We start from the raw sequence: 26,414 nt of genomic DNA, 5'->3' as shown, positions 1-26,414 counted from the left end.
ACTCACATCCCCTCGATCACACGAGTACTGACGTTCGCCCCCGGCCGGGCGGGGCGCCGCTCACATCGGACGCCGCTGGCCCACGGTCCGCGAGGGGCCGGCCGCCTCCGGCTCGGCGGCGAGGACCGGCGGCCCCGGGGCGGCGGCCGCGGGCCGGCGTTCGCGCCACAGGCCGCCCTGCCACACCGCCACCGGTCCGAGGGCGGTGACCAGGGCCAGGGCGGCCCAGATCCGCATCGCCGTGTGGGCGTGGCCGAACGCCCAGGACGCGGCGAGCGAGAGCGCGAACACCGCCGCCCACACCAGGTGGGTGCGGAAGGTCGCCACCTGGTCGGGGCTGGCCGAGTCACCCTTGGGGGTGACGACGAACCGCGAGCGCCGCCGCAGCAGCGCCTCGCCGAGCGAGCGCGCGTACAGCGGGGCGGAGAGCGCGGACATCACCATGCCCGCGGCTCCCGAGGAGCCGGCCGGCTCGTGGGGGCTGACGTTGTGCCGCCGGTTCCATACGTACAGCCCCACCTGCAGCGCGGCCGCGTCGCAGTAGAGCATCAGCCACAGCGACGACTCCACGGCGATGCCGGAGGCCCCCAGGCCCAGGAACAGCGCGCAGGTCAGGGACCCCAGCATCCAGTTGAGCGCGGCCATCGGGTAGTAGGCGACCATGAAGGCGTAGTTGAGCAGCCGTCCGGGCGGCAGCGTCCACACCGCCCGCCAGAACTGGCGCAGCAGCGTCTCGTACGTACCGCGCGACCAGCGCAGCTGCTGCGAGAAGAAGTCCGTCCACGACGACGGCCCCTCCCCCACCGCGAGCACGTCCGGGGTGTAGACCGACTTCCAGCGCCGGCCGGTGGCGGGGTTGCGCCGGCGATGGATCTCCAGGCCGGTGGCCATGTCCTCGGTGATCGAGTCGAACAGTCCGCCGATCTGGCGCAGCACGCTGATGCGGACGCAGTTGCTGGTGCCGACGAACATGGGTGAGCCGTAGGCGTTCCCGGCGCGCTGGATGAGGGCGTGGAAGAGGAACTGCTGACTCTCGGCGGCCTTGGTGACGGCCGCGGTGTAGTTGCCGTAGACCTGGGGGCCGACGACGAAGGCCACGTCCGGGTCGCGGAAGTAGCCCAGCATGCGCTCGAGGAAGTTGGACAGCGGCACATGGTCGGTGTCGACGCAGGCCATGAAGTCGTAGGCGTCGCCGTGGGCGTCCAGCCAGGCGTTGTAGTTGCCGTGTTTGGTGCGGGCCCTGAAGCAGCCGGACGGCTGGTTCCAGCGCGCCACGTCCTTGCGGGAGAAGTGGCGCACGCCCAGGCCCTCGCACAGCCGCCTGACCTCGGGGTCGTCGCCCTCGTCCAGCAGCCAGACGTCCAGGTGGCCGCGGTGCTCGATGCGCACCGCGCCCTCGAGCGTGGCCCGCACCATGGACAGCGGTTCCTTGCCGGGGACGAAGCTGGTCAGGAACGCCACCCGGGTGCCCGGCTGGGCGCGTACCGGCACCGGATCCCTGGCCACCCAGGTGGCGTGCGCGTTGGAGACGACGTTGACGACGCGGAACAGCTCGATCAGGGCGATGGAGACCAGCATCACGGAGTCGGCGCCGCGCTCCCAGTCGCTCACGTAGGGGCGGTGGAGCCAGTGGTCGGGCGAGACCAGCCAGACCAGGAGCGCCACGGAGACCAGGGGGGCGGCCGCGACCAGGAGCATCACCCCGGCCCCGCCGCCGGGGCCGCGGCTCAGCAGCCGCCGGTAGGCGACCTTGTAGACGCCGGAGGGCGGCTCGGTCAGTTCCCCGGCCAGGCGGCTGAAGCCCGCGTAGTCGTAGCCGGTGGGGCCGCCGCTGCCGGTCGGCTCGGCCAGGTCCGGGCCGCCCGAGCCGTCCCGGCCGCCGGAGCCCGGCCCGTTCCTGCCCGTCCCGCCCGGTCCCGGGCCCCCGGGCCCGCCGGGTCCGGGGCCGCCCGTCCCGCCTCCGTTGCCCGGTCTGCCGTCGGCGGGGACCTGGGCCGGCGGGGTGCCCAAGGGGCCCGCGGCGGGCTGGAGGCCAAGGGTCCGCTCGCCGGGCGCGACGGGGTCAGGGCATTCACGGGCCGTCACCAGCCGGGCTCCACTCGCCGAAATCGCCACCACACACCCCCAGCCGCACAAGGACACGGGACAAGCGGTGAAAAGTTAACAAAATGGACCTACGATCATGCGACAAACACACCCAAAAGGCGTGACGACTCACCCACGCGGTCCACGGCCGGGCGATGCTGCCCTAGACTTGCAGAATTCTTCAATTCACCAGATGTGCGGGCAGCCGACGATCGACGCAGGGGGACACCGTGAGTGCGTTCGCCGAAGCGATGCGGGAACGAGTGCGCGCCGCCCGGGCCGCGCTGGCGGAGGCCCGGGCCGCCGGGGACGCCTACGCGGCGGCCGTCGCGGAGGACGAGCTCGAGGACGCCCTCCGGCTGGCCCTCGCCCACGGCGTGGTGACGGACGCGGCGACGGACGAGGACGACGGGCAGGGCAGGAGTTGATCGGGGTGCGGGTGCCGCTCTACCAGGCGAAGGCCGAGTTCTTCCGGATGCTCGGGCACCCGGTGCGCATCCGGGTCCTGGAGCTGCTGCAGGACGGGCCGATGCCGGTGCGCGACCTCCTCACCGCGATCGGCATCGAGCCGTCCAGCCTCTCGCAGCAGCTCGCCGTCCTGCGCCGCTCCGGCATCGTCACCGCCACCCGCGAGGGCACCACCGTCGTCTACGCCCTGGCCGGCGGCGACGTGACCGAGCTGCTCGGCGCCGCCCGGCGCCTGCTGACCGACGTACTGACCGGCCAGGAAGAGCTCCTGACGGAGCTGAGAGGCGACCGGAGCGGAGCCGAGAACCGATGACCGACAACGAGAAGTACGCCGAGAAGGCCGTCGGCTGGCGGGTGCTCATCTACGTGGTCTTCGGCCACGTCCTGGCCGGCTTCATCTGGCTGCTCTTCTACATCGGCGCGCACGCGAAGTAGGCCCGGAAGGGGCGGGCGGCTCAGAGGTCGTTGCCGGCGTAGGAGAGATTGAAGCTCTTGTTGGCCAGCGGGAAGTCCGGGACGATCGTGTCCGCCAGCGCCACCGGCAGCGCCGGCCAGTTGAAGAACGACGGATCGGCCACCTTCACCCGGGCCAGCTCCCCGCCCCCGGCGACCTCGACGCGCGTGGTGATCGTGCCGCGCCAGCCCTCCACGATGCCCACGCCCGCGCGGACCGCGCCCCGCCGGGAGCCGGGGGCCTGCGGCCGGCCCGCCCACGCCCCCGCGTCCAGGCCCTCCGCGAGGTGCTCGACGAGGGCGAGCGAGGTGTCCGCCTCCTCCGCCCGCACCAGGAACCGGGCCAGCACGTCGCCGCCGGTGTGCACCGGCACCTCGAGGGCGGGCCCGTAGTCGTACAGCGGGTGCGCCAGCCGGGCGTCCAGGGCCAGGCCGCTGGCCCGCGCCACGTACCCCAGGCAGCCCAGGTCCCGCGCGGCGGCGGCCGGCAGCCCGGCCGTGCCGGTGAAGCGGTCGCGGACGGTGGTGTGGCCGAGGGCGAGCCCCACCACGGAGCGGATGTCGTCGCCCAGGGCCCGCATCCGCGCCCCGCCGGGTACGGCGCGCAGCCGCGCTCCGCCCGGTACGACGCCGCCCCGCAGCAGCCGGTGCCCGGTGACCTCGCGGTTCAGCCGCAGCAGCCCCTCACGGATCCGCTGGGCGTGCGCGCCCAGGATGCCGTGGCCGACGTCCGTGCACAGCGCGCCGAGGTCGGCCACGTGGTTGTGCAGCCGCTCGAGCTCCAGGAGCAGCGCCCTGGCGCGGCGGGCCTCCTCGGGCACCTGGACGCCGGTGGCCTCCTCGACGGCCAGACAGTAGGCGAGGGCGTGGCCGACGGCGGTGTCCCCGCTGATCCGCTCGGCCAGCGGCAGGCCGCGCTCCGCCGTACGGCCCTCGAAGAGCTTCTCGACGCCCTTGTGCGTGAACCACAGCCGGGCCTTGAGCTTGATGATGGTCTCGCCGACGACGGAGAAGCGGAAGTGCCCCGGCTCGATGAGCCCGGCGTGCACCGGGCCGACGGGGATCTCGTACACGCCGTCTCCCTCGACCTCCAGGAAGGGGTACGGGCCCTCGGGCTCGGCGAAGGGCGGCACGTCTCCGGCGTTCCGGCTCATCGGGTACCAGCCGCGCGGCCAGTGGAAGTGCCGCACCAGGCGGTGCGGCAGCGGATGGCCGACGGGGACGACGCCGTACAGGTCGCGCATCTCGCGCTCGAACCGGCCGCCGGGGAAGGACAGATGCGCCAGCGTCGGCAGCTCGGGGCCGTCCGCGTCGAGGCGTACGTGCAGCTCGGTGCGGGTGTCGGGCGGGCCGGAGACGAAGAGGTGGACCACGCGCAGGGCGCGGCCGAGGGGGGCGCCGTCCGCGTCGTGGTGGGCGGCGACCAGCGCGAGCCGGTGGCCCGCGCGCAGCAGGCCGACGGCCCTGCCGGGGAGTTCGGCGACGTCGATGTCGGTGACGGTCCTCAGGGCGGGGTGATGTTCCACGGCTAGCGCCCTCCGGCGATCTCGGCGGCCGAGGCCAGCAGGCCCGTCAGCGGCCCGGTGCTCACGCCCAGCGCCGCGCACAGCAGCAGCCCGGCGAGCAGCGGCAGGGCGGCCCGCACGCCGAGCCGCGCCGGCGGGCGCGGGGCGGGCGGGGCGCCCAGCAGCATCCGTGCGGTGAGTGTGCCCAGCGCGGCGAACGCGGTCAGCAGCAGCACCAGCGCGCCGCCCACGGCCCACCCCATGCCCGCCGCGAAGCCCGCGCGGACCAGGCCCAGTTCGGCCGCGAAGAGCCCGAACGGCGGCAGCCCCAGCAGCGCGAGCACGGCCAGGGCGAGGGCCGCGCCCAGCACCGGCGCCTCGGCCAGCAGCCCCCGTACCCTCCCGGTCCGGGTCGTCGCCCGCAGCCGCTCCAGATGCCCGGCGGCGCAGAACGCGACGGCCTTGGCGAGGCCGTGGCCCAGGATGTGCAGCAACATGGCGGAGGCGGCGAGCGGGGTGCCGACGGCCGAGCCGAGGGCGATCAGGCTCATGTGCTCCATGCTCGAATAGGCCAGCATCCTGCGGTAGTCGCGCTGGCCGATCAGCAGCGCCGCCGCGAGCGCGAGGGTGAGCAGGGCGGTGCCGGCCAGCAGGGCGCGGCTCCAGGCGGGCCCGAGGGCGGTGTCCGCGATGGCCTTGTAGCGCAGCAGTCCGGCGAAGGCCACCGAGGACAGCACCCCGGACATCAGCGCGGACACCGGGGCGGGTGCCTGCCCGTAGGTGTCGGGCAGCCAGGCGTGCAGGGGCGCGAGTCCGGCCTTGGCGCCGAAGCCGAGGACGACCAGGCCCGTGCCGAGCCGGGTGACGGCCGGGTCCAGCCCGTCGGCCCGCCCGGCCAGGGTGGGCCAGTCCAGGGCGAGGGCCTCGGGAATCCCCGCCTGCCGGGCCGCGTAGTACAGGAGCACGGTGCCCAGCAGGGCCAGGGCGATGCCGGCCGAGCAGATGACCATGTACTTCCAGGCGGCCTCGACGCAGGCCCGGGTGCGCCGGTGGCCGACCAGGAAGGCGGTGAGGATCGTGGTGGCCTCGATGGCGATCCACACCACCCCGAGGTTCGCGGCCAGCACCGCGAGGCTCAGCGTGGCGAGGAGGGCGTGCACGAGGACGTCGTAGCGGCGGGCGGCGGCCGCGTCGTGGTCCGGGCCCCGGGGACCGGCCGCCAGCGCGAGGGTGGCGACCGCGCCGACGGCCAGCAGCATCCACACGCTCAGCGCGTCCGCGCGCAGCAGCCGCCCGTACGCGGTGACGGGGCCGTGCCGGGTGACGGCGACGGCCAGGCCGACGGCGCAGCCGAGCACGGTGAGGGCGGAGAGGAGGAGCGCCGCCTCCCCGCCACGGCGCCCCGCCCCGTCGTCGCGTACGGCCGGGAGACCGGCGTCCGGTAGGCCGGCGTCCGGGGGCGCGGCGGGCGGAAGCGGCCCGGGGGTGGGGCCCGCGCCCGTCAGCGCCGGGACCGGGCGGGGCGCGGCCGGCTCGCCCGCGCGCCGGCGCGGCCGGATCCGCACGGCGAGGCCGCCCAGCGCACGGGCGCCCGCGAGGGCCAGCGGCACCGCGACCGGCCCGGTCAGCAGCGACAGCGTCACCATTCGCGCAGCTCCCGCAGGTCGTCGATGCCCGTTCCGCCGAAGGCGGCCCGCATCCGGGTGGTGAGGATCCGCAGCACCAGCACGGCGAGCAGGACGTCGAAGGAGACGCCGAGTTCGACGATGAGCGGCACTCCGGAGGCGGCCAGGAAGGCGACGGCGGTGATGCCGTTGTCCATCAGCAGGAAGCCGACCACCTGCGCCAGCGCGCGGCGGCGGGTGACGAGGGTGAAGAACCCGGTCAGGACGACGGCGAGGCCCACCGGCAGGGCTCTGGTGGCGGGGGTGGGATGCAGCTCGACCAGCGGCCGGGCCACGGCGTAGGACAGCAGGGTCAGCAGGGCCGCGCTCAGCAGGGAGGCCGCGACGTTGACCAGCGGCCGGGTCTCGCGTGCCTCGCTGACGTCCTCCTCGTAGTGGTGGCCGGGGTGGGCCGGCGCGGCGGGCGCGGACAGGGCGCGCCGCACCAGGTGGGGCAGGAGCCCCGCCCGGAGCAGGCCGATGCCGACGGCCACGGCGAGCAGCTCCCAGCGGCCCTCGTGGGCGCCGAGCAGGGCCGCGACGGCGGCCAGCGCCACGCCCTGCAGGGCGAAGACCCGCACGATGGAGGCGAGCTGGCGCAGCCACAGCACCACCACGGCGGCCAGCAGGAAGGCCCCGCAGGCCAGGTCGAGCAGCTGGGTGTAGAGGGTGTCGCCCACGAGGCCTCACTCCCCCGTCAGGAAGTAGGAGGCGGTCACGGCGAGCAGGGCCAGCAGGAAGGAGCCGGCGAGCAGTTCGGGAACCCGGAACAGCCGCAGCTTGGCCCAGAACACCTCGGCGGCCGCGAGGACGGCGCCGAGCAGGGCGACCTTGACCGCGAGCAGCAGCAGGGCGAGCGCGACGGCCGCCGGACGGGCGGTGGTGGCGATGCCCCAGGGTGCGGCGAGCGAGGCCAGCAGGCCGAGCAGCACCGCGAGCCGCATCTGGGCGCCGAGTTCGACGAGCGCCAGGTCGGGACCGGCGTACTCCAGCACCATCGCCTCGTGGACCATGGTCAGTTCCAGGTGGGTGGTGGGGTTGTCCACCGGCAGCCGTCCGGTCTCGGCGAGCACGGCCACGGCCAGGGCGGCGGTGGCCAGCAGCCCGGCCGGGGAGGCGAGGCGGTCGGGGTCGCGGAGGCCGCCGGAGACGATGGCGGCCAGGTTGGTGGAGCCGGAGGGCATCGACAGGGCGAAGACGGCGAGGAGGATCGTCGGCTCCACCAGGGCGGCCACCGTCATCTCGCGGGAGGCGCCCATGCCGCCGAAGGCGGTGCCGGTGTCGAGCCCGGCCAGGGCGAGCGCCACCGTGCCCAGCGCCAGCAGCGCCACGACCAGGATCAGGTCGGAGCTGCCGCCGGCCGGGGTGGCGGTGGAGGCCAGCGGCACGAGGGCGGCGACCACGGCGGTCGTGGCGACGAGCAGCAGCGGCGCCATCCGGAATGCCGGGCCGGTGCCCTGGGGGGTGACGGCCTCCTTGCGCATCAGCTTGCGCAGGTCGCGCCACGGCTGGCCGACGCCCGCCCCGGCCCGGCCCTCGAGCCGTGCCCGTACCTGCCGCATCATCCCGGTCAGCAGCGGCGCCCCGGCGCAGACCGCCGCGACCTGGGCGGCCACCGCCGCCGCTCCCGCCGCGCCGTGCCCGCTCACCGCGCGGCCGCCAGGGCGAGCAGGAGGGCGACGAGGCCGGAGAAGCCGTAGCCGAGGTAGAGGTGGAGGCTGCCGGTGGCCAGGCGGCGGGCGGCCCGGCCGGCCTGGGAGACGGCACTCAGCAGCGGCCGGTACAGGCGGTGTTCGACGCGGTCGGGGACGCTGCGCCGAAAGCGCACCCGCTCCACGAGATAGGCGGACGCGCGGACGGGGGTGACGTCGACGTCCTGCTGGGGGGCCAGCACGTCGTCGAACACCCGCTGCAGGGGTTCGGCGAACGAGGTGGCGGTGTAGGACATCCGGGCCGTCGGGGCGCCCCCGCCGCAGTCCCACAGCCGGGCGTTGTCCCGGCGCCGACGGCGTGCGAGCAGCCGGGCCGCCACGGCCACGGCGGCCACGGCGGCCGTCAGCGCGCAGGCCACCCACAGCGGGGACATGGTGGCGGCGAGCCGGTCCAGCCGGACGGCGAGCGCCCCTCCGGCCAGCGGCGGCCCGTCCCCCGCGCCCGCCGCGGCGACCGCCCGCGACAGCCCGTCGCCCAACAGGCCGGGCACGAGCGCGAGGGCGGTGCAGGCGGCCGCGAGCAGGCCCATGCCGGCCAGCATGCTCGGCGGGCTCTCCACGGCGGCCCCGGCGGGCGCGCTGCGCGGCCGGGCGAAGAAGGCCACGCCGAGCGCCTTGACGAAGACGGCGGCGGCGAGCCCGGCGGACAGCGCGATCGCGGCGACCGCGAGCGGCAGGACGAGGGCGGTGACCACCCCGGGGACGGCGAGGCCGTGGACGAGGGACTGCAGGAGGAGCCATTCGCCGAGGAAGCCGTTACCCGGGGGCAGCGCGACGGCGCCGAGCGCGGCGAGCGCGAAGAACGCGCAGGTGGCCGGCATCCGGGCGCGCAGCCCGCCCATCCGGTCCAGGTCGCGCAGCCCGGTGGCGCGCAGCACCGAGCCCGCCGCGCAGAACAACAGGGCCTTGAAGGCGGCGTGGTTGACGAGGTGCAGCAGCGCCGCCGCCAGGGCGAGCGCGGCCGGCGCCCGCCTGCCGGCGTCGGCCAGCAGCCCGGCCGCGCCCACGCCGATGAGGGCCAGTCCCAGGTTCTCGGAGGTGGAGTAGGCGAGCAGCCGCTTGAGGTCCGAGGCCATGGCGGCCTGCAGGATGCCGTGGACCGCGGACAGGGCGCCCAGGCCCAGCACCATCAGCCACCACCAGCGCGGTCCGCCGTCCAGCAGGTCGAAGCCCAGTCGTACGACGCCGTAGACGCCGAGGTTCACCATCGCCGCGCTCATCAACGCCGAGACGGCGCTGGGGGCTTCGGGGTGCGCCCGGGGCAGCCAGGGGTGCAGGGGGACGGCGCCCGCCTTGGTGGCGAAGGCGAGGGAGGTCAGGACGAACACCAGGCCGCGGGTGCCGGGCGACAGGGTGTGGGCGCCCGCCCGCAGGGCGGCGAAGGTCTCGCCGCCCGCGCCGGCGGCGAACAGTCCGGTGCCGGCGAGCAGCAGGACGAAGGCGAAGTGGGTCATCACCCCGTACCAGAGCCCGGCTTCGCGGACCGCGGCACGCTCGCCCGGGCCGCCGCCGCGGTGGCGGGCGAGGACGAGCACCAGCGAGGTGAGGGCCATCAGTTCCCACAGCAGCAGGAAGGTGGAGACGGACGCGGCGGCCGGGACGAGCAGCAGCGTGAGGGCGAACACCGGCAGGGTGGCCTGGGCCGTGCGCGAGCCGGTGCCGTACGGGCCGTGCCCCGCGGCGTATCCGATGCCGTAGACGGCGACCGCGAGGACGACGCCGCCCGCCACGGCCATGAACAGGCCGGACAGGGCATCGACGGCCAGGTGCGCGCCGGAGGGCGGGAGGAGGGCGGGCGCGGTGGCGCTCCAGCGTCCGCCGCGCAGTGCCGCGGTGCCCGCCGCGAGGCCCGCGGCCCCGAGGGCGGCGGTGCAGACGCCGGAGGCGAGGACGCGGGCGCGGCCGGGGAGGGCGGCCCCCAGGATTCCTCCGGCGGCGGCGAGGGCGGCAGCGGCGGCCGTGGCCGCCCCGATGGCGTTCACCGCGCGCTCACCGCGTGCCCCGCCGGCCGCCCGGGGGTATCGGGGGGACGGCCGCCCGCCTCGCCGCTCATCTGCCGGTCACCGTCCGCAGCGCGGCCACGATCGCCTCGGGTTCCGGTGGGCAGCCGGGCACCTGCAGGTCGGTGGGGACCACGTCGGCGACCGTGCCCTCGATGCCGTATCCGCCTGCGAACTCCCCGCCGTCGATGGCACAATCGCCGACGGCCACGACGAGGCGGGGCCTGGGCATGGCGGCGACGGTGCGTCGCAGCGGTTCGGCCATGTTGCGGGTCACCGGCCCGGTCACCAGGGCCACGTCGGCGTGCCGGGGCGAGGCCACAAGCCGTGCCCCGTACCGCTCGGCGTCGTGCACGGGTCCGAAGGCGGCCGCGATCTCGATCTCGCAGCCGTTGCACGATCCGGCGTCCACGCACCGCACCTGCGCCGAGCCGCCCAGGTCCCGCGCGGCGCGCGGCGGAGTCCCGGCCGGCCGGGGCGGGGCGTCCTCCGCCACCCGCCCGGTGTCGCGGATCTTGCGCAGCAGGCTCATCGGGGCTCCCTCCGCTGTCGGTTCCGGGACGCGTGGTTAAACGGCCGTACCCCCCTGCGGGGTTACGGCCGGTGTGGTGGTGCGCGGCGGAGCGGCCGGGAAAATCCGCCGTGTTCACGAGGCCAGGTGATAACGAATTGGCCACGGGCACCGTGCTCGGGGTATGGGGCGAGGACCTGCCGGTATATCCCGTCGTCCTATGCCAATCCCGAAAGGGGGCCCGGAGCTGCTCTTCATATGAACGGCGTCAGCCGGGCGTTCCTCCCACGGTTGACCCGTACACGGTCAAGTCGCAGGTCAGCCCCGTGCGCGATCGTCCCGAACCCCGGTCGCGCGCGGCCCCCCGCTGCTACTGTCCGGCGTCATGGAGCAGCTCTTCACCGAGGTAGAACTCGCCCGTATCGAATCCGCCGCGCGTGAAGTCGGCCATTCCCCCCGCGATTGGGTACGCGAAGTCGTACTCCAACGCCTGCGGGGCGAGTGGCGGCAGGATTTCGAGGACGCCATCTGGGCGGTGACGGTCTATCCGCGCCCGGGCGGGCCGCTTCCCGAACTGCACCACCTGGGCTGCTGGGTGCCCAAGGGCGACGAGCAGACCCTGACGACCGCGGAGGCCCGCGAGTTGTTCGACACCCGCGAGGTCCAGCTCTGCGAGGCGTGCAAGCCGGGGCGCTTCCTCAGCCAGGCGGGCTGACTCCCCCGGCCCACCGGGCGGAAGGGCGCGGCGCCCTATTACCCTGTCCACCTCAAGATCAATTAGGTGTGGTGGGGGACGTACGGCATGCGGATGGGGACGCGACTGGCGGGGTGGGCCACGCTGCTCGTGGGCTACGCGACCATGGTGCTCGGTGTGATCCCGTTCCGGGAACTGCCGCCCAAGCGCCACCAACTGGAGCTGCTCGGCGCGACCGCGGGGTGCGCGCTGTGCTGGCTCCTCGTCTCCCTGCTGGTGCGGGCCCGCCGCCGGGCGGCCCTGCGCAGGAAGGCCTGGCGCAGGAGGCACGAGCCGTGGCCCGAGCCGAGGCCCTCGCGCGCGCTGTGCTGGGTGCTGGGATTCGGCGTGGCGCTCACCAGCGCCGCCGCGCTCTGCCAGGGCGTGGGGCCGGACGGCGCGGACGGCAAGTGGCTCGCCAGAGCCGAACGGGCCGGCGCCACCACGCACGAGGTGCTGATCAAGCGGATCGTCGGCACTCCGCGGGCCACCGGCAGGGAGATCGACGGCACCGGCGAATTCGCCTCGGAGATCACCTTCACCATCCCCTTCGCCTCCGGCGACCAGCGGGTCACCATCGCGGGGGTGCACACCAGAGGCCGCCCCGAGGAAGGCCGTACCGTCCAGCTGCTCTACGCACCGGACCGCCCCGACCTGGGGGTGCGTCAGGCTCCGGACAACGACATCGGCTCCTTCGCCGGCCGCATCCTCGCGCTCCCGGCCATCTGGATCACCGGGTTCGCGGCCGGGCTCGCCACCGCCATCGCGCTGCACCGCCGGGAAGCGGGCGTGCGCTACGCGCGTCGATTCGAGCCCTGGGTCCATCTGCCCGCCGCGCTGATGCTCGCGTGCGGGGCCGGGCTCGTCGTCCCCCTGCTCATCGGGTTCCCCGAGACCGGTACGGGCTGGGCCCTGGCGGTCGCGGCCGCCGCCACGCCGTGGCTCGCCCTGACCTGGGTGGCGAAGACGAGCTGAGGCGGGCGGGGGCGGCCACGACGGCGGAGCCGGAGGGGATCAGGTCCGACGACGCTTGAAGGCCCGCCGGACCAGGAAGATCGCCAGGACGATCAGGGCGACCACCAGCAGGGTGCCCAGGATCATCGCGACGAGCGCGGCGACGCCCAGCTTCTTCAGGAAGCCCTTCTTCTTCTTGGACTTCTTCTTCTTGTCCTTGTCCTTGGCCAGCGTCCGGTGGTCGGTGCTCCGGTGCTTCGACGAGGCCAGGACCGTCGACTCCGAGCCGTCGGCGGCCGCGTCCGCGGTGCCCACCGTGCGCGCTCCCGCGGCGTCGGCCGCCGCGGCGTGGGTCACGGTCCGGGCCGACGGGGGCGCACTCACGGCCGATGCCGGCGTGGCCAGCAGGGCGGCACCCAGGGCCAGGGAGATGACGGCCGAGACCCTACGGGCCAGGCGTCCTCGGTGTCGTCCGGTGTGGTGCTGCTCGCGCTTCATCCGCGCCCCCTGTTGTCTGGTGCTGTGGTTGTCCGGGGTGCTCCGCGGGCCGCGAAGCGCCTCCATTATCGGCACACCCACGGAGGCGGTCGGCAGGGCGCGTACCCGGTGCCGGGAATGCACCGGGTACGTGTCGGACCGGCGTTCAGCCGCTCTTGCGGCGGAACGACCGCTGTCCGCCCGCTTTGCCGTGGGTGCCATGGATCTTGGATCCGTCGCGGTTCTGTCCGTTGGCGGCGGAGTCTCCCGATTTGCCGCGCTTGCGGTCCAGGGCCTCACGGAACTTACGCTTCACGTCGTCCTCGCCGCTGTCGGACGACTGCCCCGCCGTGTCCTCTGCCATGAAAAACCTCCTGGTCATAGGGGTGTTCGGGACAGCTTCGCACAGTTCGGGCACGACCGGCCGCGCGGAACGGGCCGACAGGTCGCCCGCGCCCGCGCACAGCGTCCCCCCTCTCCCCTGCCGCCACCCGCCGGGCCGGGAAGCGGCCGCCACTGACGCGACGTCAACCCGGCGTAGATCGCCGTCGCGACGGTGCGCACCAGCCGGAAGTCGGCGGCCGACAGCGCCGATCCGGTGAGCGGACCGAGCAACATCCCGGCCCGGTAGGAGAGGTTGCCGATGGTGCGCTGATCGCCCATCAGCGGATCGGCGGACGGCGGGAAGGAACGGTTGGGTCAGCTGACCGTCTGGTCACCGTCGGGGAGGTCCTGAACGGTCACCTTCACCCGCGCGGGCAGTCCCAGGCCGGCGGCCACGGCACGCGCCAGCCCGTCGGGGTCGGGGTGCGTGGGGTACGGCACGGCCTCGCCCTCCCCGTAGGCCTCGATGGCCTTCGTGAAGTAGCCCGGGTGCCAGGCGCCGACGGCTCCCCTGACCTCGACGGCGGTGATCCGGCGGGAGCCGGCCACGCGCCGGGCGGCCGCCAGGATCCGGTCCGACCGCAGCTCGCCGGGCACCTGGAAGAGGCTGGCGTGCGCGCCGACCTTGGCACCGCCGCACAGGCGGAGGGTGATCGTCAGGCAGCTGGTCACGCTGGGGTAGAGGATCGGGCGGCCCGGAGCGGCCTCGGCGACCTGCCCCTCGGTGACGCGGACCGCGGCGGGCGGGGCGGCAGGGGCCGCGGCGGCGGCCGCGGGCCGCAGGGCCAGCGCGACGGCGGCCGCGAGCAGCGCCCTGCGGGAGGCGGGGGCGGACACGGCGGAGATGGCGGATATGGCGGGTGCGGACGGGCGGCGGCCGGGCACGGCACTCCTAGGACGTCGGGGCGGGGCCCCGACATCCTAAAGATCATCCGCCGTGGCTCACACCGCCGGCGCGTCCGGTTCGAAGCGGCTGCGGACGGCCGTCTGCACCTCGGCCTCCTCGGCCGGGTCGGCGGCGAGCCGGCGCAGCTGCTCCACGACGCGCGCGTCGGCGGTCGTCGCGTGGTGGGCGGCGAGCTCCCGGGTGGACTCCTCGCAGTCCCACAGGCACTCGACGGCGAATCCCGTGGCGAACGAGGGGTCCGTGGCGGCGAGGGCCCGGGCGGCACGGCCGCGCAGGTGGGAGGAGGAGGTCTCGCGGTAGACGTGGCGCAGCACCGGGGCGGCGCAGGTGATCGCCATCCGCCCGGCGCCGTCGACGAGGTCCCACAGGACGGGCGCGTCGCAGCCCGAGACCCGCACGGCCTCGCGCAGGGCGGACAGCACGAGCGGGGAGTCGTACTCCCCGCCGCGGCAGGCCAGCATGGCGGCGGCCGCGGCGCCCAGGGCGTCGGTGCGCGTCAGCCAGGCCCGGGCGCGCTCGAGGGCGGCCGTGCTGCGCATGCGCTCGAAGGCGGTGACGGCGGCGTCCGCGACGAGCTCGGCGGGGTCGGCGGCGGCCGTCTCTATCAGGTCGAGGGCCTGCGGGTCGTGGTGCTCGGCGAGGTAGCGCAGCGCGGTGGCGCGCGCCGCCTCCTGGCCGAAGGCGGCGGCCTCGATGATCTCCCCGCGGTCCTCGGGGCCGGCCACGGCGGTCAGGCAGCGGGTGGCGGGGACGTGACGGTGCTGGGTGGGGTGCTGGTCGAGGCCCTGCTGGGCCCACTCGAGGACCTCGCGCACGCTCCAGCCGGGCCGGGGGCCGGAGGGGCGCAGCTGGCGCTGCCAGCGGTCGAATGAGCCCTGCTCCCGTGCGGCGCGCACGCGGGCGCCGAGGGCGGGGGCGTGCGGGTCGTCCTCCCACAGCCTCCAGGGCCGGGGCTCGAAGGCGTCGCGCACCGCGGCGGCGAGCGCGGACTCGCCCTCGGGGGTGTGCGGGAACCGGGCGAGGACCGCCTCGCCGAGGGCGAGGAGACCGGCGTCGTCGTCGCGCAGGGCGAGCTCGTCCAGGGCCCAGGACCAGTTGCCGCCGCGCGCGGCGTAGCGGCGCAGCAGCGCGAGGGCGTCCTCGCGCCCGTAGGAGGCGAGGTGGCCGAGGACGGCGAGGGCCAGGCCGGTGCGCTCCTCGCCGGTCTCGAGCAGGTCGTCCGGGTGGAAGAGGTGCTGTTCGATCTCCCCGAGCCCGCCGTCGAGGTCCACGTACAGGCGCGCGTAGTAGAGCGAGCGGTTCTCGAGCTGCCAGTCGCGCCGGGGGTCGCGGAGCACGCAGTGGTTCAGCGCCGCGAGCGCCTCGGCGCGCGGCGCCGCGAGGGCATGCAGGGTCCCGTCGCCGCGGCCTCGCTGCAGGAGGCCGAGCAGGGTGCCGCTGGGCGCTATGTCTGGATCGAACATGGGGTCAGCATCCGGTGCGGGGAGTCGGCTGGCAACGGGATTTCCGTCGTCCGCCATTCTTGCCGGTGTCCACCGGCGCTACGCCTGGTGAACTGTGGGAACCCGGGTGGGCCCGAGCGCCCGCAGCCTACCTGGAACAACGCATTCCGCGGAGCGGTGTCGGATATGTCGCACAGAAGCCACGGGCATATGCCGCCAGCACCACCGTATCGGGTATTGCCAAAGCGCTGACGGGCCATCGCCGACTGTGCAAGAGTCGTCACAGCACTCACCCAGCCCGGCCGGGTCCGTGGACCGCGAGCCGGGCCGCGCCCCGCTTGTATCGGAGTACGTGATGCCGTCACCGCAGTCAGCGGACCGACCCGCCGCCGAGGCAGCCGAGCCCGGTGCGGTCGACGCCCTCATCACGCAGACGCGGCGGCTCAGAGGCGGCCTCGACGCGGTCCGCCGCGAGACGGCGGCGGACGCCGAGCGCTCCGGGGACCCCCGGCTGCGCTGGCAGCGCGCCCTGGTCGAGCTGGCCGCCCAGCACGCCGACACCCTCGGCGAGCACCTGGGCCAGCTCCGCGCGGGACTGCCCGCCGACGACGCCGCGGCCCTGGCGCAGGGCGCCGCCCCGGCCGCCGCCCCGGCCGCCACCCTGACCGCCGAGCGGCCCGGCGCGGCGGAGCCCGCCGCCCGCGCCGGAGCTCCCGGCGCCGCCCGGGCCGGCAGCGCCGAGTGGAACTTCCTCACCGACGAGGTCTCCTGGTCCGAGGAGCTCTTCGAGCTCTTCGGCCGCCGCCCCGAGGACGGCGCGCTCACCCTCGACGAGCTCCCCTCCTGGCTGCCGGAGGAGGACACCCCCGTACTGACCGCGATGGTCACCGACTGCCTGGTGGACGGAAAGCCCGTCGACGGCGAGTTCCGCATCGTGCGCGGCGACGGAGAGCTGCGCACCGTGCACATGATGGGCGAGCCCGTGCTCGACGCCGACGGCTGCACGGCCTCCATGTGGGCCGTGCTGCGGGACGTCAGCGAGCTGCGGCGGTGCCGGCGGGAGGTGCTGGAGACCCGTGAGTCCGCCGGCCTCCAGCAGCACCTCGCGCGGACCGAGCACCGGCTCGCGGTCGAGCTGCAGGAGGCCGTGCTGCCGCCGTGGCGCGGCTCGCTGCGCTTCCCGCAGCACGCCGCGGGCACGTCCGGCGCCCCGCACGACGGCGCCGCCCTCGACCTCGCCGCCCACTACCTCCCCTCGGCGACGAGCACCCTGATCGGCGGCGACTGGTTCGACGCCATGGAGCTGCCCGGCGGCCAGACCTTGCTGACCGTCGGCGGCCTCACCGGCCACGGCGTGACCGCGACCTCCACCATGGCCATGCTGCTCGGCGCCGTCCGCGGCATGGCCGTCTCCGGCTCCGAGCCCGGACCCCTGATGGGCTGGCTCAACCACCTGCTCGACGCCTCGGCCCAGCCGACGCTCGGCAGCGCGGTGTGCTGCCGCTACGACCCCGGCACCCGCACCCTGCTGTGGGCCCAGGCCGGCCACCCCGCCCCGCTGCTCTTCCGCGACGGCACGGGGCAGGCCCTCCGGCCGCCCCGGGGCGTGCTCCTCGGAGCGGTCTCCGACGCCGCCTACGAGCAGGACGCACAGACCCTGCTCCCCGGTGACGTGCTCGTCCTGCACACCGAGGGGCTGGCGGCCCTGCCGTCCGACGCCCGCCTGCTCGGGCTCGCGCCGCGCTTCGCGGCGGCGGGCAGCGCCCAGGAGTGCCTACGGGCCGTGCTGGAGGAGTTCGGCGGCACGGGGCGCGAGGACGACGCGTGCGTGCTGATCGCGCGCATCGGCTCCTAGGGCTTCCCGCCTCTTGAGGGCCTCCCACCTCTGCCCGCCGGGACCGGCGGCCGCTCACACGGCCTTGACGCCGGACCTGGCGCCGGGCTTGGGAGGCCCCTTGGGCAGCGCCCGCTGGATGTCCTCCCGCAGATGCTCGATCTTGGCGTAGTCCGCGTACTTCCCCGTGAGCCGGTACATCTCGCGCAGCCGGTCCCAGGTGCGGTGCGAGGACATCTCGCCGATCGAGTTGAGCGCCATGCGGGCGAAGGTGTCCGCCTGCTCGGGGTCGTTGCCGATGAAGCACGCGGACGCCATGGAGATGTAGTCGAAGAGCATGGACCGCTTGTGCTGGTCCCCCCGCAGCTCCATCGCCCGCTTGGCGTGCCGCTGCGCGATGGGCGCCGCGGCCGGGTCGTGGTCCGCGAGCGTGCGGTAGGCCAGCGCCTGCATGCCGTGCAGGTCCGCCTCGTCGAACATCTGCATCCAGCTCGGCGGGGGCACGTCGCTCCGGTCCGAGACGAACAGCTCCTCCGCCTCGCCCAGCGTGCGCCGCATGGCCTGGCCCCGTCCCATGGACGCCTGTGCCCAGGCCTCGATGGTGCAGAGCATGGCCCGGGTGCGCGGCAGGGTGTCGTCGCCGCCGCCGGACTTGGCGAGCTTCATCAGGTCCAGGGCGTCGTCGGGGCGGCCGAGGTGGACCATCTGGCGGGCGGCGCGCGAGAGCGCCTCCCCCGCCCGGGGCCGGTCGCCGCCCTCGCGGGCCGCGTGCGCGGCGATGACGAAGTACTTCTGCGCGGTGGGTTCCAGTCCCACGTCGTGGGACATCCAGCCCGCGAGCACCGCCAGGTTGGCGGCGACCCCCCACAGCCTGCGTTGGAGGTGCTCGGGGTGGCGGTACGAAAGCATCCCGCCCACCTCGTTGAGCTGGCCCACGACCGCCTTGCGCTGCAGGCCGCCGCCGCGGGAGGCGTCCCAGAGGCGGAAGACCTCGACCGAGTGCTCCAGCGCGTCGATCTCCAGGGAGCCGACGGGGGCCGCCTCGTAGCGGTCGTAGCCGGCGGGGTCGGCGTGCGTCGCCCTGGCGCGCAGCGGGTCGTCGAAGTGAGGGGCGTCGGAGGCGAGGACCGGATCGGAGTGCAGCCAGTCGTGCATCGCGCCGCTGATTGCTGAGCCTGCGGCGAGCGCGGCGCCCGCGCCCACCAAGCCGCGTCGGTTGAGCATGAGGTCCATTCCCGTGAATTCGGTGAGGACCGCGGCGGTCCGCTCGGGCGGCCACGGCAGCCCGTCCGGGGACTGCCCCTTGCCTGCCCGCCCGCGCCGACCGAACCCGAGGTCCTCGATGGTCACGACACGGCCGAGTCGCTCGGTGAAGAGGGCGGCCAGCACCCGGGGCACGGGATCGCGCGGGGACTCCCCCATGTCGATCCAGCGCCTCACCCGCGAGGTGTCGGTCGCCAGCTGCGGATGGCCCATGACCGCCGCCTGCCGGTTCACAAGTCTCGCGAGCTCCCCCTTGGACCAGCCGGCCAGGCCGAACAGGTCCGCAAGGCGGGTGTTGGGTTCCCTCGTCACGTCAAGCCCCCAGGTTCCTCGGCTGACTTGAAGGTACTCGGGCCGTCATGGGCCAAGCGAGTATTCGCCAGGGTTCGCCAGGGTGCGCCAGATGGTGTGCCACCCGCGGCCGGGTGTGATGTAGGAACGCGCAACCCCGACCATCCGGAGCCCGATCGCATTCCCCAGGGTGCGGGAGGTTCCGGGGGTCGGGGGAGCGCGGCAATCAGCCGACACGAAGGGATCTGTTCAGCCCATGTATGCAGCATCGACCTCCGTGTCCGCTCCGCACCGGCCGCTCCGTAGCCAGCAGAGCGGCGGCGGGCCGTACCTGGACCCCTCCCATGCCGTGGGGGCCGCGTTCGGGGGCGGACGGGCACGGAGGGCTCCGGGAGCCGGTGCCCAACCGCTGAGCGGGAGAATCGACTTGTCCGGCCCCCAGGGCGCCCAGCTGCGCACGGTGATCTCGTCGGTCCACCGGATCTGCCCGGAGTTCAACCCCGTCCAGGTGCTCCGGCGGGGAGGGCGCTCCGTCCTCCTGGTCGGCACGACAGGGCGCAGCACCGCGGTGGCCAAGTGTTTACTGGACCACTCACCGGCCTGGGCCGAACGGTTCCGTCATGAAATAGCCACATATCGGGCGTTTGTCCGGCATCGCCCCCCGGTGCGGGTGCCCCGGCTGATCGCCGCCGACCCCGACAACTGCACGCTCGTCCTCGAGCGCATGCCCGGCCGTCCCGCCGCCCTCCAGCGGCATCCGGTCGACACGCTCCCCCGCGCGGACGTCCGGGCGGCGCTCGGCGCGATCTGCCGGGTCAACCTCTGGCGACCGCCCGCCGGGATGTTCGACATGCCGCTGGACTACGGCAAGCGCATCGCCCGCTATCACGAGCTCGGCCTGCTCACCGACCGCGATCTGGGCGACCTGCAGAAGCTGTTGCACGGGCTGGCCCATGTACAAGGGCAGTTCTGCCACGGCGACGCGCTGCTGTCGAACATCCTGCTCTCGCCCGCCGGGCCGGTGCTGGTCGACTGGGACCACGCCGGCTGGTACCTCCCGGGGTACGACCTGGCGACGCTGTGGGCGGTCCTCGGGGACGCCCCGGTGGCCCGCCGTCAGATCAGCCAGCACGCCCAGGCCGCGGGGCCCACGTCCCGGGACGCCTTCCTGGTCAATCTGATGCTGGTCCTCACCCAGGAGATCAGGACGTACGAGACGGCCGTGCAGCGCGCCATGCACGAACCCGCCGCACCCGGTGCGGCCGGGGAGTCCGGAGAGGAGCAGCGACTGCTGCTGCGCCGCCTGCACGACGACTGCGCGATGGCCCGTCGCGCGGTCCGGGCCGCCGTCGGCACCCGCTGAGCCGTACCACCGACACGCCGTGCCGCCGACTTACGGCGTGTCGCTCCTCGCCCATCCGGAGGAGTGATCCGCGGGTGCGCCTCGACGCCCGCGCCGGGAATTCCCCAGCGCGGGCGTCGACGTGCGTAGCGGCGCCGCCCGGTCCGACAACCGCCACCACCGGCCTTATTGACGGATCGTCTGCTTGGACGGGGCCTCTTGGTAGGTTCGGTCACCAGCTTGACCGCGCACCACCACGACGCACGGCACTGCCCGTCCCGAGGAGGCCGCATTGCGAGGATCCGCCCCAGCGCCATCACGGAACGCACCGCCGGAAGAAGCACACGAGGGGAGAGACGCCCGCAGAAGACGCCGCCTGTCGCGCGCCGCGGTCCCGGCCGCCGCGGCCGTCCTGCTGCTGCCGCTGATCACGGCCGGGCCGGCCGCCACGGCCGAGCGAGCCGCATCCGGCGCCCTGCAGCGGGAGTTCGCCGCCGCCGCGGCCGCGTACCACGTACCGGAGAACGTACTGCTCGCCGTGTCCTATCTGGAGTCCCGCTGGGACGCCCACGCCGACACCCCGAGCGTCACGGGCGGCTACGGCCCGATGCACCTGACCGACGCCGCCACGGCCCTGGCCGCCGCCGGGCATCACAGCGAGCCCGGCGAGGACGCCCGCGGCGACCTCGCCCGCCCCCGCGTCGCCGCCCGCCCGGCCGCCCCCGCACCCTCCGCGCTGCCGCCCCGGCTACGCACCCTGGCCCGCGCCGCCGAGCTCACGGGCCTGCCCGCCGCCTCGCTGCGCCGCGACGCCGCCGCCAACGTGCGGGGCGGCGCCGCCCTGCTGGCCGCCGAGCAGAAGCGGCTGGGCCTGCCCCTGAGCAAGGACCCCGCCGACTGGTACGGAGCCGTCGCCGCCTACTCGGGCGCCACCGACACCGCGACGGCGGCCGTCTTCGCGGGCGACGTCTACGACGTGCTGCGGCGCGGTGAGCGGCGCACGACCGACGGCGGTCAGCAGGTCACCCTGCCCGCCGCCCCGGGCCTCGCCCCCCGCACGGGCCAGACGGGACGGCTGGGGCTGCCCACCCTCGCGACCACGGGCGTCGAGTGCCCGCCCACGGTGGCCTGCGAGTCGATCCCGGCGCCGTACGAGAAGCTCGAGGGCAAGGACTACGGCAACCACGACATCGCCGACCGGCCCGCCTCCCAGAAGGTCGACTTCATCGTCGTCCATGACACCGAAGGAACCTGGGAGACGACCCTCAAGCTGATCAAGGATCCGGCGTACGTCTCCTGGAACTACACCATCCGCTCCGCGGACGGGCACATCGCCCAGCATGTGCCGACCAAGGACGTGGCCTGGCACGCGGGCAACTGGTACGTGAACGCCAAGTCGGTCGGCATCGAGCACGAGGGCTTCCTGGCCCAGCCCGACGCCTGGTACACCGAGGCGATGTACCGCGCGTCCGCCCGGCTGGTGCGGCACCTGGCGTGGAAACTGAACATCCCGCTCGACCGGCAGCACATCATCGGCCACGACAACGTCCCGGGCACCACCACGGGGACGATCCCGGGGATGCACACCGACCCCGGCCCGTACTGGGACTGGGCGCACTACTTCGAGCTGATGGGCGCGCCCTTCACCATCACGGGGAGCCCGTTCAGCGGGATGGTCACCATCGCCCCCGTCTACGCCGGCCGCAAGCCGGTCTACACCGGCTGCGCCAAGCCCGGCGGGCCGTGCACCCCGCACGGCTCGGGGGCGGTGCGGCTGTACACCGCCCCCCGCGACGACGCTCCGCTGGTCCAGGACATCGGCCTGCGCCCGGACGGCAGCCCCTCGACGACGGGGGTCAACGACACGGGTGCCCGCGCCTCCACCGGACAGCAGTTCGCGGTGGCCGACCGGATCGCCGGGTGGACGGCGGTCTGGTACCTCGGCCAGAAGGCGTGGTTCCGCGACCCCTGGTGGGATCCGACGGCGCTCGGCGCGCACGGCCGGGTGATCACGCCGAGGGAGGGCCTGAAGGAGATCCCGGTGTACGGCCGCGCCTTCCCGGAGAAGGAGGCCTATCCGGAGGGCGTCCCGGTCCAGGCGGTGACCCCGCTGCCGTACCGGCTGGCCGCCGGGCAGGCGTACGTCCTGGGGGCGACGTCCCCGAGCGAGTATCTGTGGGCGACCACGTACGAGCCCGCCGGGCACAGGATCATCCGGGGCAAGGACGTCTACTACGAGATCCAGTTCGGGCACCGGGTGGCCTTCGTGAAGGCCTCCGACGTCCGGATCCGGCGCTCGAGCTGGTAGGTCGCCGAGCATGAAGGAGCCCGGCACGCCGACGGCGTGCCGGGCTCCCTCGCGGTCCGGGCGGAAAGCGGGCCTAGCCGGCCTGGAACATCTCCGCGGGCAGCGGCTTGAGCAGCTGGTAGAGGTCGTCGGTGATCGGACGGTCCCAGCTGGCGATGGTGACGAGCACGCCGTCGCTGCGGTCGAACTGGGTGCAGGAGATCCGGCTCTCCGAGCACTTCAGCCGGCGCACGATGAGGAGGTTGTCCTCGTGCATGACCGGCACGTCCTCGCTCTCCAGCACCTCGACCGGCTCGTCGTTGCCGAGCGCCAGGAGCAGCTGCGCCACCTCGAAGGGCACCTGGCCCTCGCCCTGCTCCCGCGCCGGGGAGCCCTCGGGCAGGTTGCCGATGATCATCGCGGGGCCGCGGCCGCCGAACAGGTCGTAGCGGAGGAAGACCCCCTGGCAACTTCCGTCGGGCGCGGGCAGCAGCCCGGCCCCGAGGTCACCGGGCCAGTCCCCGGGATCCATGGCGAGGACGTCGAAGTCCGGCCCGGCGGGGTTGGCGGCGCTGCGGCGGCGGAGGAAGGACATGCCCACATCGTACGTGCCCGCCCACGCGCCGTGCCGCCGGGGAAGCCGGGGCGTGCCGTGGTCCCGGGTGGGAGTGCTGTGGTCCCCGGGCGGGCGTCCCGGCCCGGCCGGGGGGCTACGTAAGGTCGAATTCCCCGTCCCGGGCGCTGAGCATGAACGCCCGCCACTCGGCCGGCGAGAAGATCACGGCCGGGACGTCCGGGTCGCGCCGGTCCCGCAGGGCGATGTAGCCCTCGACGAAGGCGATCTGGACGTTGCCGCGCCGGCTGCCGCCGCTCGACTGCCAGGTGGCACCGGCGAGGTCGAGATCCGGCTTCACGTCGCCCGCCAGTTGTTCAGTCGTGCTGTCCGCCACGTCCGCACTCCTCCCGGCTCGTCGTCGCCGCCCACACTAGCGAGCGACGGCGGCGCCGGACAGGCCCCGTACGCGCCTCAGGTGACGGGCGGCGAGGCGGCAACGAGCCACATCGAGAAGAACTGCGCGCCGCCGCCGTAGGCGTGGCCGAGCGCCCGGCGGGCGTCCGGGACCTGGTGCTCGCCTGCCCGGCCCCGCACCTGCAGCGCCGCCTCGGCGAAGCGCAGCATGCCGGAGGCGCCGATGGGGTTGGTGGACAGCACGCCGCCGGAGGGGTTGACGGGCAGCGCGCCGTCGAGCTCGGTGGCGCCGGCCTCGGTGAGCTTCCAGCCCTCCCCCTCGGCGGCGAAGCCGAGGTTCTCCAGCCACATCGGCTCGTACCAGCTGAAGGGCACGTACAGCTCCGCCACGTCGATCTCGCGGCGCGGGTCGGTGACGCCCGCCTGGCGGTAGACGTCGGCGGCGCAGTCGCGGCCGGCCCGGGGCGAGACGAAGTCCTTGCCGGCGAAGAGCGTCGGCTCGCTGCGCATGGCGCCGCCGTGCAGCCAGGCGGGCGGGGCGGGGGCGCGGGCGGCGCCCGCGCGGTCGGTGAGGACCATGGCGCAGGCACCGTCGGAGGAGGGGCACGTCTCGGAGTAGCGGACGGGATCCCACAGCATGGGCGACGAGCGCACCGATTCCAGGGTGATGTCGTGCTCGTGCAGGTGGGCGTAGGGGTTCTTCAGGGCGTTGCGGCGGTCCTTGTACGCCACGAGGGTGCCGGTGGTGCCGGGTGCGCCGGTGCGGCGGATGTAGGCCCGTACGTGCGGGGCGAAGAAGCCGCCGGCGCCGGCCAGCAGGGGCTGCTGGAAGGGGACGGGCAGGGACAGGCCCCACATGGCGTTGGACTCGGACTGTTTCTCGAAGGCCACCGCCAGGACGGTCCGGTGGACGCGGGCCGCGACGAGGTCGGCGGCGACGAGGGCCGTGGAGCCGCCGACCGAGCCGGCGGTGTGCACCCGCGTCAGGGGCTTGCCGGCGGCGCCGAGGGCGTCGGCGAGGTAGAGCTCGGGCGTCATGACGCCCTCGAAGAAGTCGGGGGCCTTGCCGATGACGACGGCCTCGACGTCCGCCCAGGTCAGCTCGGCGTCCTCGAGCGCCCGCAGGGCGGCCTCGCGGACGAGTCCGGCGAGGGAGACGTCGCGGCGGGCGGCGGCGTGGTGGGTCTGGCCGATGCCGGTGACGGCGACGGGTTCCCGGCTCATGCGTCTCCTTCCAGCACGGCGACGAGGTTGTGCTGCAGGCAGGGACCGGACGTGGCGTGGGCCAGGGCCCGGTCGGAGGCCCCACGGTGGATGCGGGCGGCCGCCTCTCCGAGGCGGATGAGGCCGGCGACCATGAGGGGGCCGGCGGCGGCGCCGGAGGGGTTGACCGTGACGGTGTCGTCCAGGCGCAGGGCGCGGCGCAGGACGACGTCCTGGGCGGCGAAGGGGACGTGGAGTTCGGCGGTGTCGACGGGGGCGCGGAAGGCTCCGGCGTGTTCGGCGGCCAGGCGGGTGGAGGGCGAGTCGGTGAGGTCGCGCAGGCCGAGGGCATGCGGTTCGACGCGGTGGTCGGCGCCGCGGATCCAGGCGGGCCGGCCGCACATGCGGCGGGCGGCGTCGCCGGCGGCGAGGACGACGGCCGCGGCGCCGTCGGCGACGGCCGGCGGGCCGGCGAGGGGGTCGGCCACGGGGTCGGGGCCGGTGGTGTGGCCGGCGTCGGCGAGCGCCCGGGCCTGGAGGGCGGCCAGGGAGGCCGGCTCGGGCCACAGGGGGGCGAGGTAGTACGGGTCGAGCGTGCGGGTGAGGACGTCCCTCGGGTCGCCGGCGGAGGGTTTTCCGTGGGCGTAGACGAGGGCGGTGTCGGCCCGGCCGGTGAGGATCTTCACCCAGGCCTCGTGGAGCGCCCAGGCCCCGTCCATCTCGACGTGGGACTCCGCGATGGGCGGCCAGGCGCCGACGGCGTCGAGGGTGAGGGTGAAGGAGAAGGGCCGTCCGGCGAGGTAGTCGCTCGAGCCGGAGCAGGTGAAGTCCGCCTCCCCTGGGGCCAGCCCGGCCCGGTCGAGGACCTCGTGCAGGACGGGCAGCAGCGTCTCGGCCTCGGACAGTCCCTCGGCGGGGCCCTGGTGGTCGCTTCGCGCGTAGGCGACGACGGCGACGTCGCGGGGCGGCGTCACAGCAGCCTCCGGTAGGTGTCGTAGTCGGCGTCCGGCTCGCCGGTGGGGCGGTAGTGGTCGGGGTGGCGGCCGTCGCCGGTCCAGACGGGTTCGACCCTCATGCCCATGCGCACCCGGTCGTAGGGGATGCCGCCGATGCGCGCGTGGAGGGCGAGGTCGGCGCCGTCGAGGGCGATGTGTGCGTAGACGTAGGGCACGTCGATGTCGAGGCCCTTGGCCTTGATGTTGACGACGCAGAAGGTGGTGACGGTGCCGCGGGGCCCGGGGACGGCGGGCTCGGTGGTGGCGACGCCGCAGGTGGGGCAGGCGCCGCGGGGCGGTACGTACACCTTGCGGCAGGAGGGGCAGCGCTCGCCGAGGACCTCGCGGCGGGCGAGCCCGTCGAAGTAGCGGGTCTGGGCGCGGCCGGGGGTGTAGGTGTACTCGAGACGGGCGGGGGCGGCCAGGGACGTGACGGGGTCGGGGAAGGAGCCGTCGTGCGGGACGGCCTCGTGGGTGGCCGGGCCGTCGTACGGCTCGAAGCAGGCGATGTCGGTGATCGCCCCCTCGCGGCGGTCGGCCCAGCGGACGCGCACCCGCATGCCGGTGCGCACGGCGCCGGCGTGGGGTGCGTCGAGCGCGTGCAGCAGGGCGGTGTCGGCGCCGTCGAGCCGGACCAGCACCCAGGCGAAGGGGCGGGTCAGGGGCTGGTGCGGGCGGGGTGCGGGGTTCCAGGCCCAGGTGGTGACCGTTCCGGTGGCGGCGACCTCGACGAGGTCGCGGATCTCGTCGGCGGTGACGGGGTCGTACTCGGCGGGCGGCACGAGCACCCGCCCGTCCCGGGCGCGTACGCCCAGGACGACGCGCTCGCGCAGCCCGGTGAGGAAGGCGCTCTGCACGGGGCCGAGGGAGCGGGTGAAGGGGAACTCGACGACGAGCGGGGCGGTGAGGTTCTCCGGCACGGTCTGTCTCCTCC

The 26,414-nt window shown here is 74.8% G+C and carries 25 protein-coding genes; 8 read left to right on the top strand and 17 right to left on the bottom strand.

The window, feature by feature from the left end; genetic code table 11:
• Window positions 1-60: 60 nt before the first annotated feature.
• Window positions 61-1,851 carry a glycosyltransferase family 2 protein gene (locus tag AB4K12_RS01025; protein ID WP_368433117.1) on the bottom strand — a complete coding sequence of 597 codons (1,791 nt, stop codon included), beginning with the start codon at window positions 1,849-1,851 and terminating at the stop codon, window positions 61-63.
• A gap of 464 nt (window positions 1,852-2,315) precedes the next feature.
• Between AB4K12_RS01025 and AB4K12_RS01020 the strand changes: the two genes are divergently transcribed.
• Genes AB4K12_RS01020 through AB4K12_RS01010 form a run of 3 tightly spaced genes read left to right on the top strand, consistent with a single transcriptional unit; the run spans window position 2,316 to window position 2,988 of the window.
• Entirely contained in the window at window positions 2,316-2,513 is a 198-nt protein-coding gene (locus tag AB4K12_RS01020) for a hypothetical protein (protein ID WP_207247362.1), read from the top strand.
• A gap of 5 nt (window positions 2,514-2,518) precedes the next feature.
• Complete coding sequence (locus AB4K12_RS01015; protein WP_086575328.1) at window positions 2,519-2,866, top strand: helix-turn-helix transcriptional regulator; 348 nt, start codon at window positions 2,519-2,521, stop codon at window positions 2,864-2,866.
• Window positions 2,863-2,988, top strand: coding sequence for a DUF6126 family protein (locus AB4K12_RS01010; RefSeq protein WP_242645906.1), 126 nt, complete (start codon window positions 2,863-2,865; stop codon window positions 2,986-2,988). The genes AB4K12_RS01015 and AB4K12_RS01010 overlap by 4 nt, the downstream gene beginning before the upstream one ends.
• A gap of 20 nt (window positions 2,989-3,008) precedes the next feature.
• Here AB4K12_RS01010 and AB4K12_RS01005 read toward each other — a convergent pair whose 3' ends face one another.
• The 6 genes from AB4K12_RS01005 to AB4K12_RS00980 form a co-directional block, all read right to left on the bottom strand.
• Window positions 3,009-4,532, bottom strand: a complete 1,524-nt coding sequence (locus AB4K12_RS01005; RefSeq protein ID WP_368432295.1) for an NADH-quinone oxidoreductase subunit C — start codon at window positions 4,530-4,532, stop codon at window positions 3,009-3,011.
• 2 nt (window positions 4,533-4,534) lie between these two features.
• Window positions 4,535-6,157, bottom strand: a complete 1,623-nt coding sequence (locus AB4K12_RS01000) for a proton-conducting transporter membrane subunit (protein WP_368432294.1) — start codon at window positions 6,155-6,157, stop codon at window positions 4,535-4,537.
• Window positions 6,151-6,855 carry a hypothetical protein gene (locus AB4K12_RS00995; protein WP_207247360.1) on the bottom strand — a complete coding sequence of 235 codons (705 nt, stop codon included), beginning with the start codon at window positions 6,853-6,855 and terminating at the stop codon, window positions 6,151-6,153. The genes AB4K12_RS01000 and AB4K12_RS00995 overlap by 7 nt, the downstream gene beginning before the upstream one ends.
• A 6-nt stretch (window positions 6,856-6,861) precedes the next feature.
• Entirely contained in the window at window positions 6,862-7,824 is a 963-nt protein-coding gene (locus tag AB4K12_RS00990; RefSeq protein WP_368432293.1) for a respiratory chain complex I subunit 1 family protein, read from the bottom strand.
• Window positions 7,821-9,869 (bottom strand): proton-conducting transporter membrane subunit, encoded by a 2,049-nt coding sequence (locus AB4K12_RS00985; protein WP_368432292.1) that lies wholly within the window; start codon window positions 9,867-9,869, stop codon window positions 7,821-7,823. Before AB4K12_RS00985 ends, AB4K12_RS00990 begins: the two co-directional genes overlap by 4 nt.
• Before the next feature lie 67 nt (window positions 9,870-9,936).
• Window positions 9,937-10,419 carry an NADH-quinone oxidoreductase subunit B family protein gene (locus AB4K12_RS00980; protein ID WP_368432291.1) on the bottom strand — a complete coding sequence of 161 codons (483 nt, stop codon included), beginning with the start codon at window positions 10,417-10,419 and terminating at the stop codon, window positions 9,937-9,939.
• 364 nt (window positions 10,420-10,783) lie between these two features.
• Here AB4K12_RS00980 and AB4K12_RS00975 point away from each other — a divergent pair, with 364 nt between their 5' ends.
• Together AB4K12_RS00975 and AB4K12_RS00970 are read left to right on the top strand one after the other, a co-directional pair.
• Window positions 10,784-11,113: a DUF6233 domain-containing protein gene (locus AB4K12_RS00975; RefSeq protein ID WP_362253598.1), complete on the top strand. Its 330-nt coding sequence runs from the start codon at window positions 10,784-10,786 to the stop codon at window positions 11,111-11,113.
• Between the two features lie 93 nt (window positions 11,114-11,206).
• Window positions 11,207-12,106 (top strand): hypothetical protein, encoded by a 900-nt coding sequence (locus AB4K12_RS00970; protein WP_368432290.1) that lies wholly within the window; start codon window positions 11,207-11,209, stop codon window positions 12,104-12,106.
• 39 nt (window positions 12,107-12,145) lie between these two features.
• Here the strand turns inward: AB4K12_RS00970 and AB4K12_RS00965 are convergent, their stop codons facing one another.
• The 4 genes from AB4K12_RS00965 to AB4K12_RS00950 form a co-directional block, all read right to left on the bottom strand.
• Complete coding sequence (locus AB4K12_RS00965; RefSeq protein WP_368432289.1) at window positions 12,146-12,583, bottom strand: hypothetical protein; 438 nt, start codon at window positions 12,581-12,583, stop codon at window positions 12,146-12,148.
• 145 nt (window positions 12,584-12,728) lie between these two features.
• A complete protein-coding gene (locus AB4K12_RS00960; RefSeq protein WP_086571128.1) occupies window positions 12,729-12,926 on the bottom strand; it encodes a DUF5302 domain-containing protein in 198 nt (65 codons plus the stop codon).
• 335 nt (window positions 12,927-13,261) lie between these two features.
• The gene (locus AB4K12_RS00955) at window positions 13,262-13,831 is read right to left on the bottom strand and encodes a hypothetical protein (protein ID WP_368432288.1); all 570 of its coding nucleotides are present in this window, start codon (window positions 13,829-13,831) and stop codon (window positions 13,262-13,264) included.
• 57 nt (window positions 13,832-13,888) lie between these two features.
• Window positions 13,889-15,316, bottom strand: coding sequence for a HEAT repeat domain-containing protein (locus AB4K12_RS00950; protein ID WP_368432287.1), 1,428 nt, complete (start codon window positions 15,314-15,316; stop codon window positions 13,889-13,891).
• A 334-nt stretch (window positions 15,317-15,650) separates the two neighbouring features.
• Here AB4K12_RS00950 and AB4K12_RS00945 point away from each other — a divergent pair, with 334 nt between their 5' ends.
• Window positions 15,651-17,150, top strand: a complete 1,500-nt coding sequence (locus AB4K12_RS00945) for a PP2C family protein-serine/threonine phosphatase (RefSeq protein WP_368432286.1) — start codon at window positions 15,651-15,653, stop codon at window positions 17,148-17,150.
• 54 nt (window positions 17,151-17,204) lie between these two features.
• On the opposite strand, the gene AB4K12_RS00940 is transcribed toward AB4K12_RS00945, so the two are convergent.
• The gene (locus tag AB4K12_RS00940; protein ID WP_362253578.1) at window positions 17,205-18,704 is read right to left on the bottom strand and encodes a hypothetical protein; all 1,500 of its coding nucleotides are present in this window, start codon (window positions 18,702-18,704) and stop codon (window positions 17,205-17,207) included.
• A 235-nt stretch (window positions 18,705-18,939) separates the two neighbouring features.
• On the opposite strand from AB4K12_RS00940, the gene AB4K12_RS00935 reads away from it, so the two are divergent.
• Both AB4K12_RS00935 and AB4K12_RS00930 read left to right on the top strand, forming a co-directional pair.
• Entirely contained in the window at window positions 18,940-20,046 is a 1,107-nt protein-coding gene (locus AB4K12_RS00935; RefSeq protein WP_207247357.1) for an aminoglycoside phosphotransferase family protein, read from the top strand.
• A gap of 355 nt (window positions 20,047-20,401) precedes the next feature.
• On the top strand, window positions 20,402-22,333 hold the full coding sequence (locus tag AB4K12_RS00930) for an N-acetylmuramoyl-L-alanine amidase (protein WP_368433116.1): 1,932 nt from the start codon (window positions 20,402-20,404) through the stop codon (window positions 22,331-22,333).
• A gap of 73 nt (window positions 22,334-22,406) precedes the next feature.
• Here the strand turns inward: AB4K12_RS00930 and AB4K12_RS00925 are convergent, their stop codons facing one another.
• From AB4K12_RS00925 to AB4K12_RS00905, 5 genes are all read right to left on the bottom strand, one after another.
• Window positions 22,407-22,907: a hypothetical protein gene (locus tag AB4K12_RS00925; protein WP_368432285.1), complete on the bottom strand. Its 501-nt coding sequence runs from the start codon at window positions 22,905-22,907 to the stop codon at window positions 22,407-22,409.
• A 115-nt stretch (window positions 22,908-23,022) separates the two neighbouring features.
• A complete protein-coding gene (locus tag AB4K12_RS00920; protein ID WP_362253568.1) occupies window positions 23,023-23,262 on the bottom strand; it encodes a DUF397 domain-containing protein in 240 nt (79 codons plus the stop codon).
• A gap of 77 nt (window positions 23,263-23,339) precedes the next feature.
• Window positions 23,340-24,506 carry a thiolase domain-containing protein gene (locus AB4K12_RS00915; RefSeq protein WP_368432284.1) on the bottom strand — a complete coding sequence of 389 codons (1,167 nt, stop codon included), beginning with the start codon at window positions 24,504-24,506 and terminating at the stop codon, window positions 23,340-23,342.
• Complete coding sequence (locus AB4K12_RS00910; RefSeq protein ID WP_368432283.1) at window positions 24,503-25,459, bottom strand: lipid-transfer protein; 957 nt, start codon at window positions 25,457-25,459, stop codon at window positions 24,503-24,505. Before AB4K12_RS00910 ends, AB4K12_RS00915 begins: the two co-directional genes overlap by 4 nt.
• Window positions 25,456-26,400: a Zn-ribbon domain-containing OB-fold protein gene (locus AB4K12_RS00905; RefSeq protein ID WP_368432282.1), complete on the bottom strand. Its 945-nt coding sequence runs from the start codon at window positions 26,398-26,400 to the stop codon at window positions 25,456-25,458. The genes AB4K12_RS00910 and AB4K12_RS00905 overlap by 4 nt, the downstream gene beginning before the upstream one ends.
• Window positions 26,401-26,414: the final 14 nt, after the last annotated feature.

The sequence above is a fragment of the Streptomyces sp. C36 genome (genome assembly GCF_040932295.1).
GTDB classification, from domain to species: domain Bacteria; phylum Actinomycetota; class Actinomycetes; order Streptomycetales; family Streptomycetaceae; genus Streptomyces; species Streptomyces triculaminicus.
Note: the sequence above shows the minus strand (reverse complement) of the source record. Positions and strands in the feature narration are given on the sequence as shown.

Excerpts from the sequence above, each read along its gene's own strand:
- AB4K12_RS01010 (WP_242645906.1), top strand. The coding sequence starts at position 2,863 with ATGACCGACAACGAGAAGTACGCCGAGAAGGCCGTCGGCTGGCGGGTG.
- AB4K12_RS01000 (WP_368432294.1), bottom strand. The coding sequence starts at position 6,157 with ATGGTGACGCTGTCGCTGCTGACCGGGCCGGTCGCGGTGCCGCTGGCC.
- AB4K12_RS00980 (WP_368432291.1), bottom strand. The coding sequence starts at position 10,419 with ATGAGCCTGCTGCGCAAGATCCGCGACACCGGGCGGGTGGCGGAGGAC.
- AB4K12_RS00975 (WP_362253598.1), top strand. The coding sequence starts at position 10,784 with ATGGAGCAGCTCTTCACCGAGGTAGAACTCGCCCGTATCGAATCCGCC.
- AB4K12_RS00970 (WP_368432290.1), top strand. The coding sequence starts at position 11,207 with ATGGGGACGCGACTGGCGGGGTGGGCCACGCTGCTCGTGGGCTACGCG.
- AB4K12_RS00965 (WP_368432289.1), bottom strand. The coding sequence starts at position 12,583 with ATGAAGCGCGAGCAGCACCACACCGGACGACACCGAGGACGCCTGGCC.
- AB4K12_RS00960 (WP_086571128.1), bottom strand. The coding sequence starts at position 12,926 with ATGGCAGAGGACACGGCGGGGCAGTCGTCCGACAGCGGCGAGGACGAC.
- AB4K12_RS00950 (WP_368432287.1), bottom strand. The coding sequence starts at position 15,316 with ATGTTCGATCCAGACATAGCGCCCAGCGGCACCCTGCTCGGCCTCCTG.
- AB4K12_RS00945 (WP_368432286.1), top strand. The coding sequence starts at position 15,651 with ATGCCGTCACCGCAGTCAGCGGACCGACCCGCCGCCGAGGCAGCCGAG.
- AB4K12_RS00935 (WP_207247357.1), top strand. The coding sequence starts at position 18,940 with ATGTATGCAGCATCGACCTCCGTGTCCGCTCCGCACCGGCCGCTCCGT.
- AB4K12_RS00925 (WP_368432285.1), bottom strand. The coding sequence starts at position 22,907 with ATGTCCTTCCTCCGCCGCCGCAGCGCCGCCAACCCCGCCGGGCCGGAC.
- AB4K12_RS00915 (WP_368432284.1), bottom strand. The coding sequence starts at position 24,506 with ATGAGCCGGGAACCCGTCGCCGTCACCGGCATCGGCCAGACCCACCAC.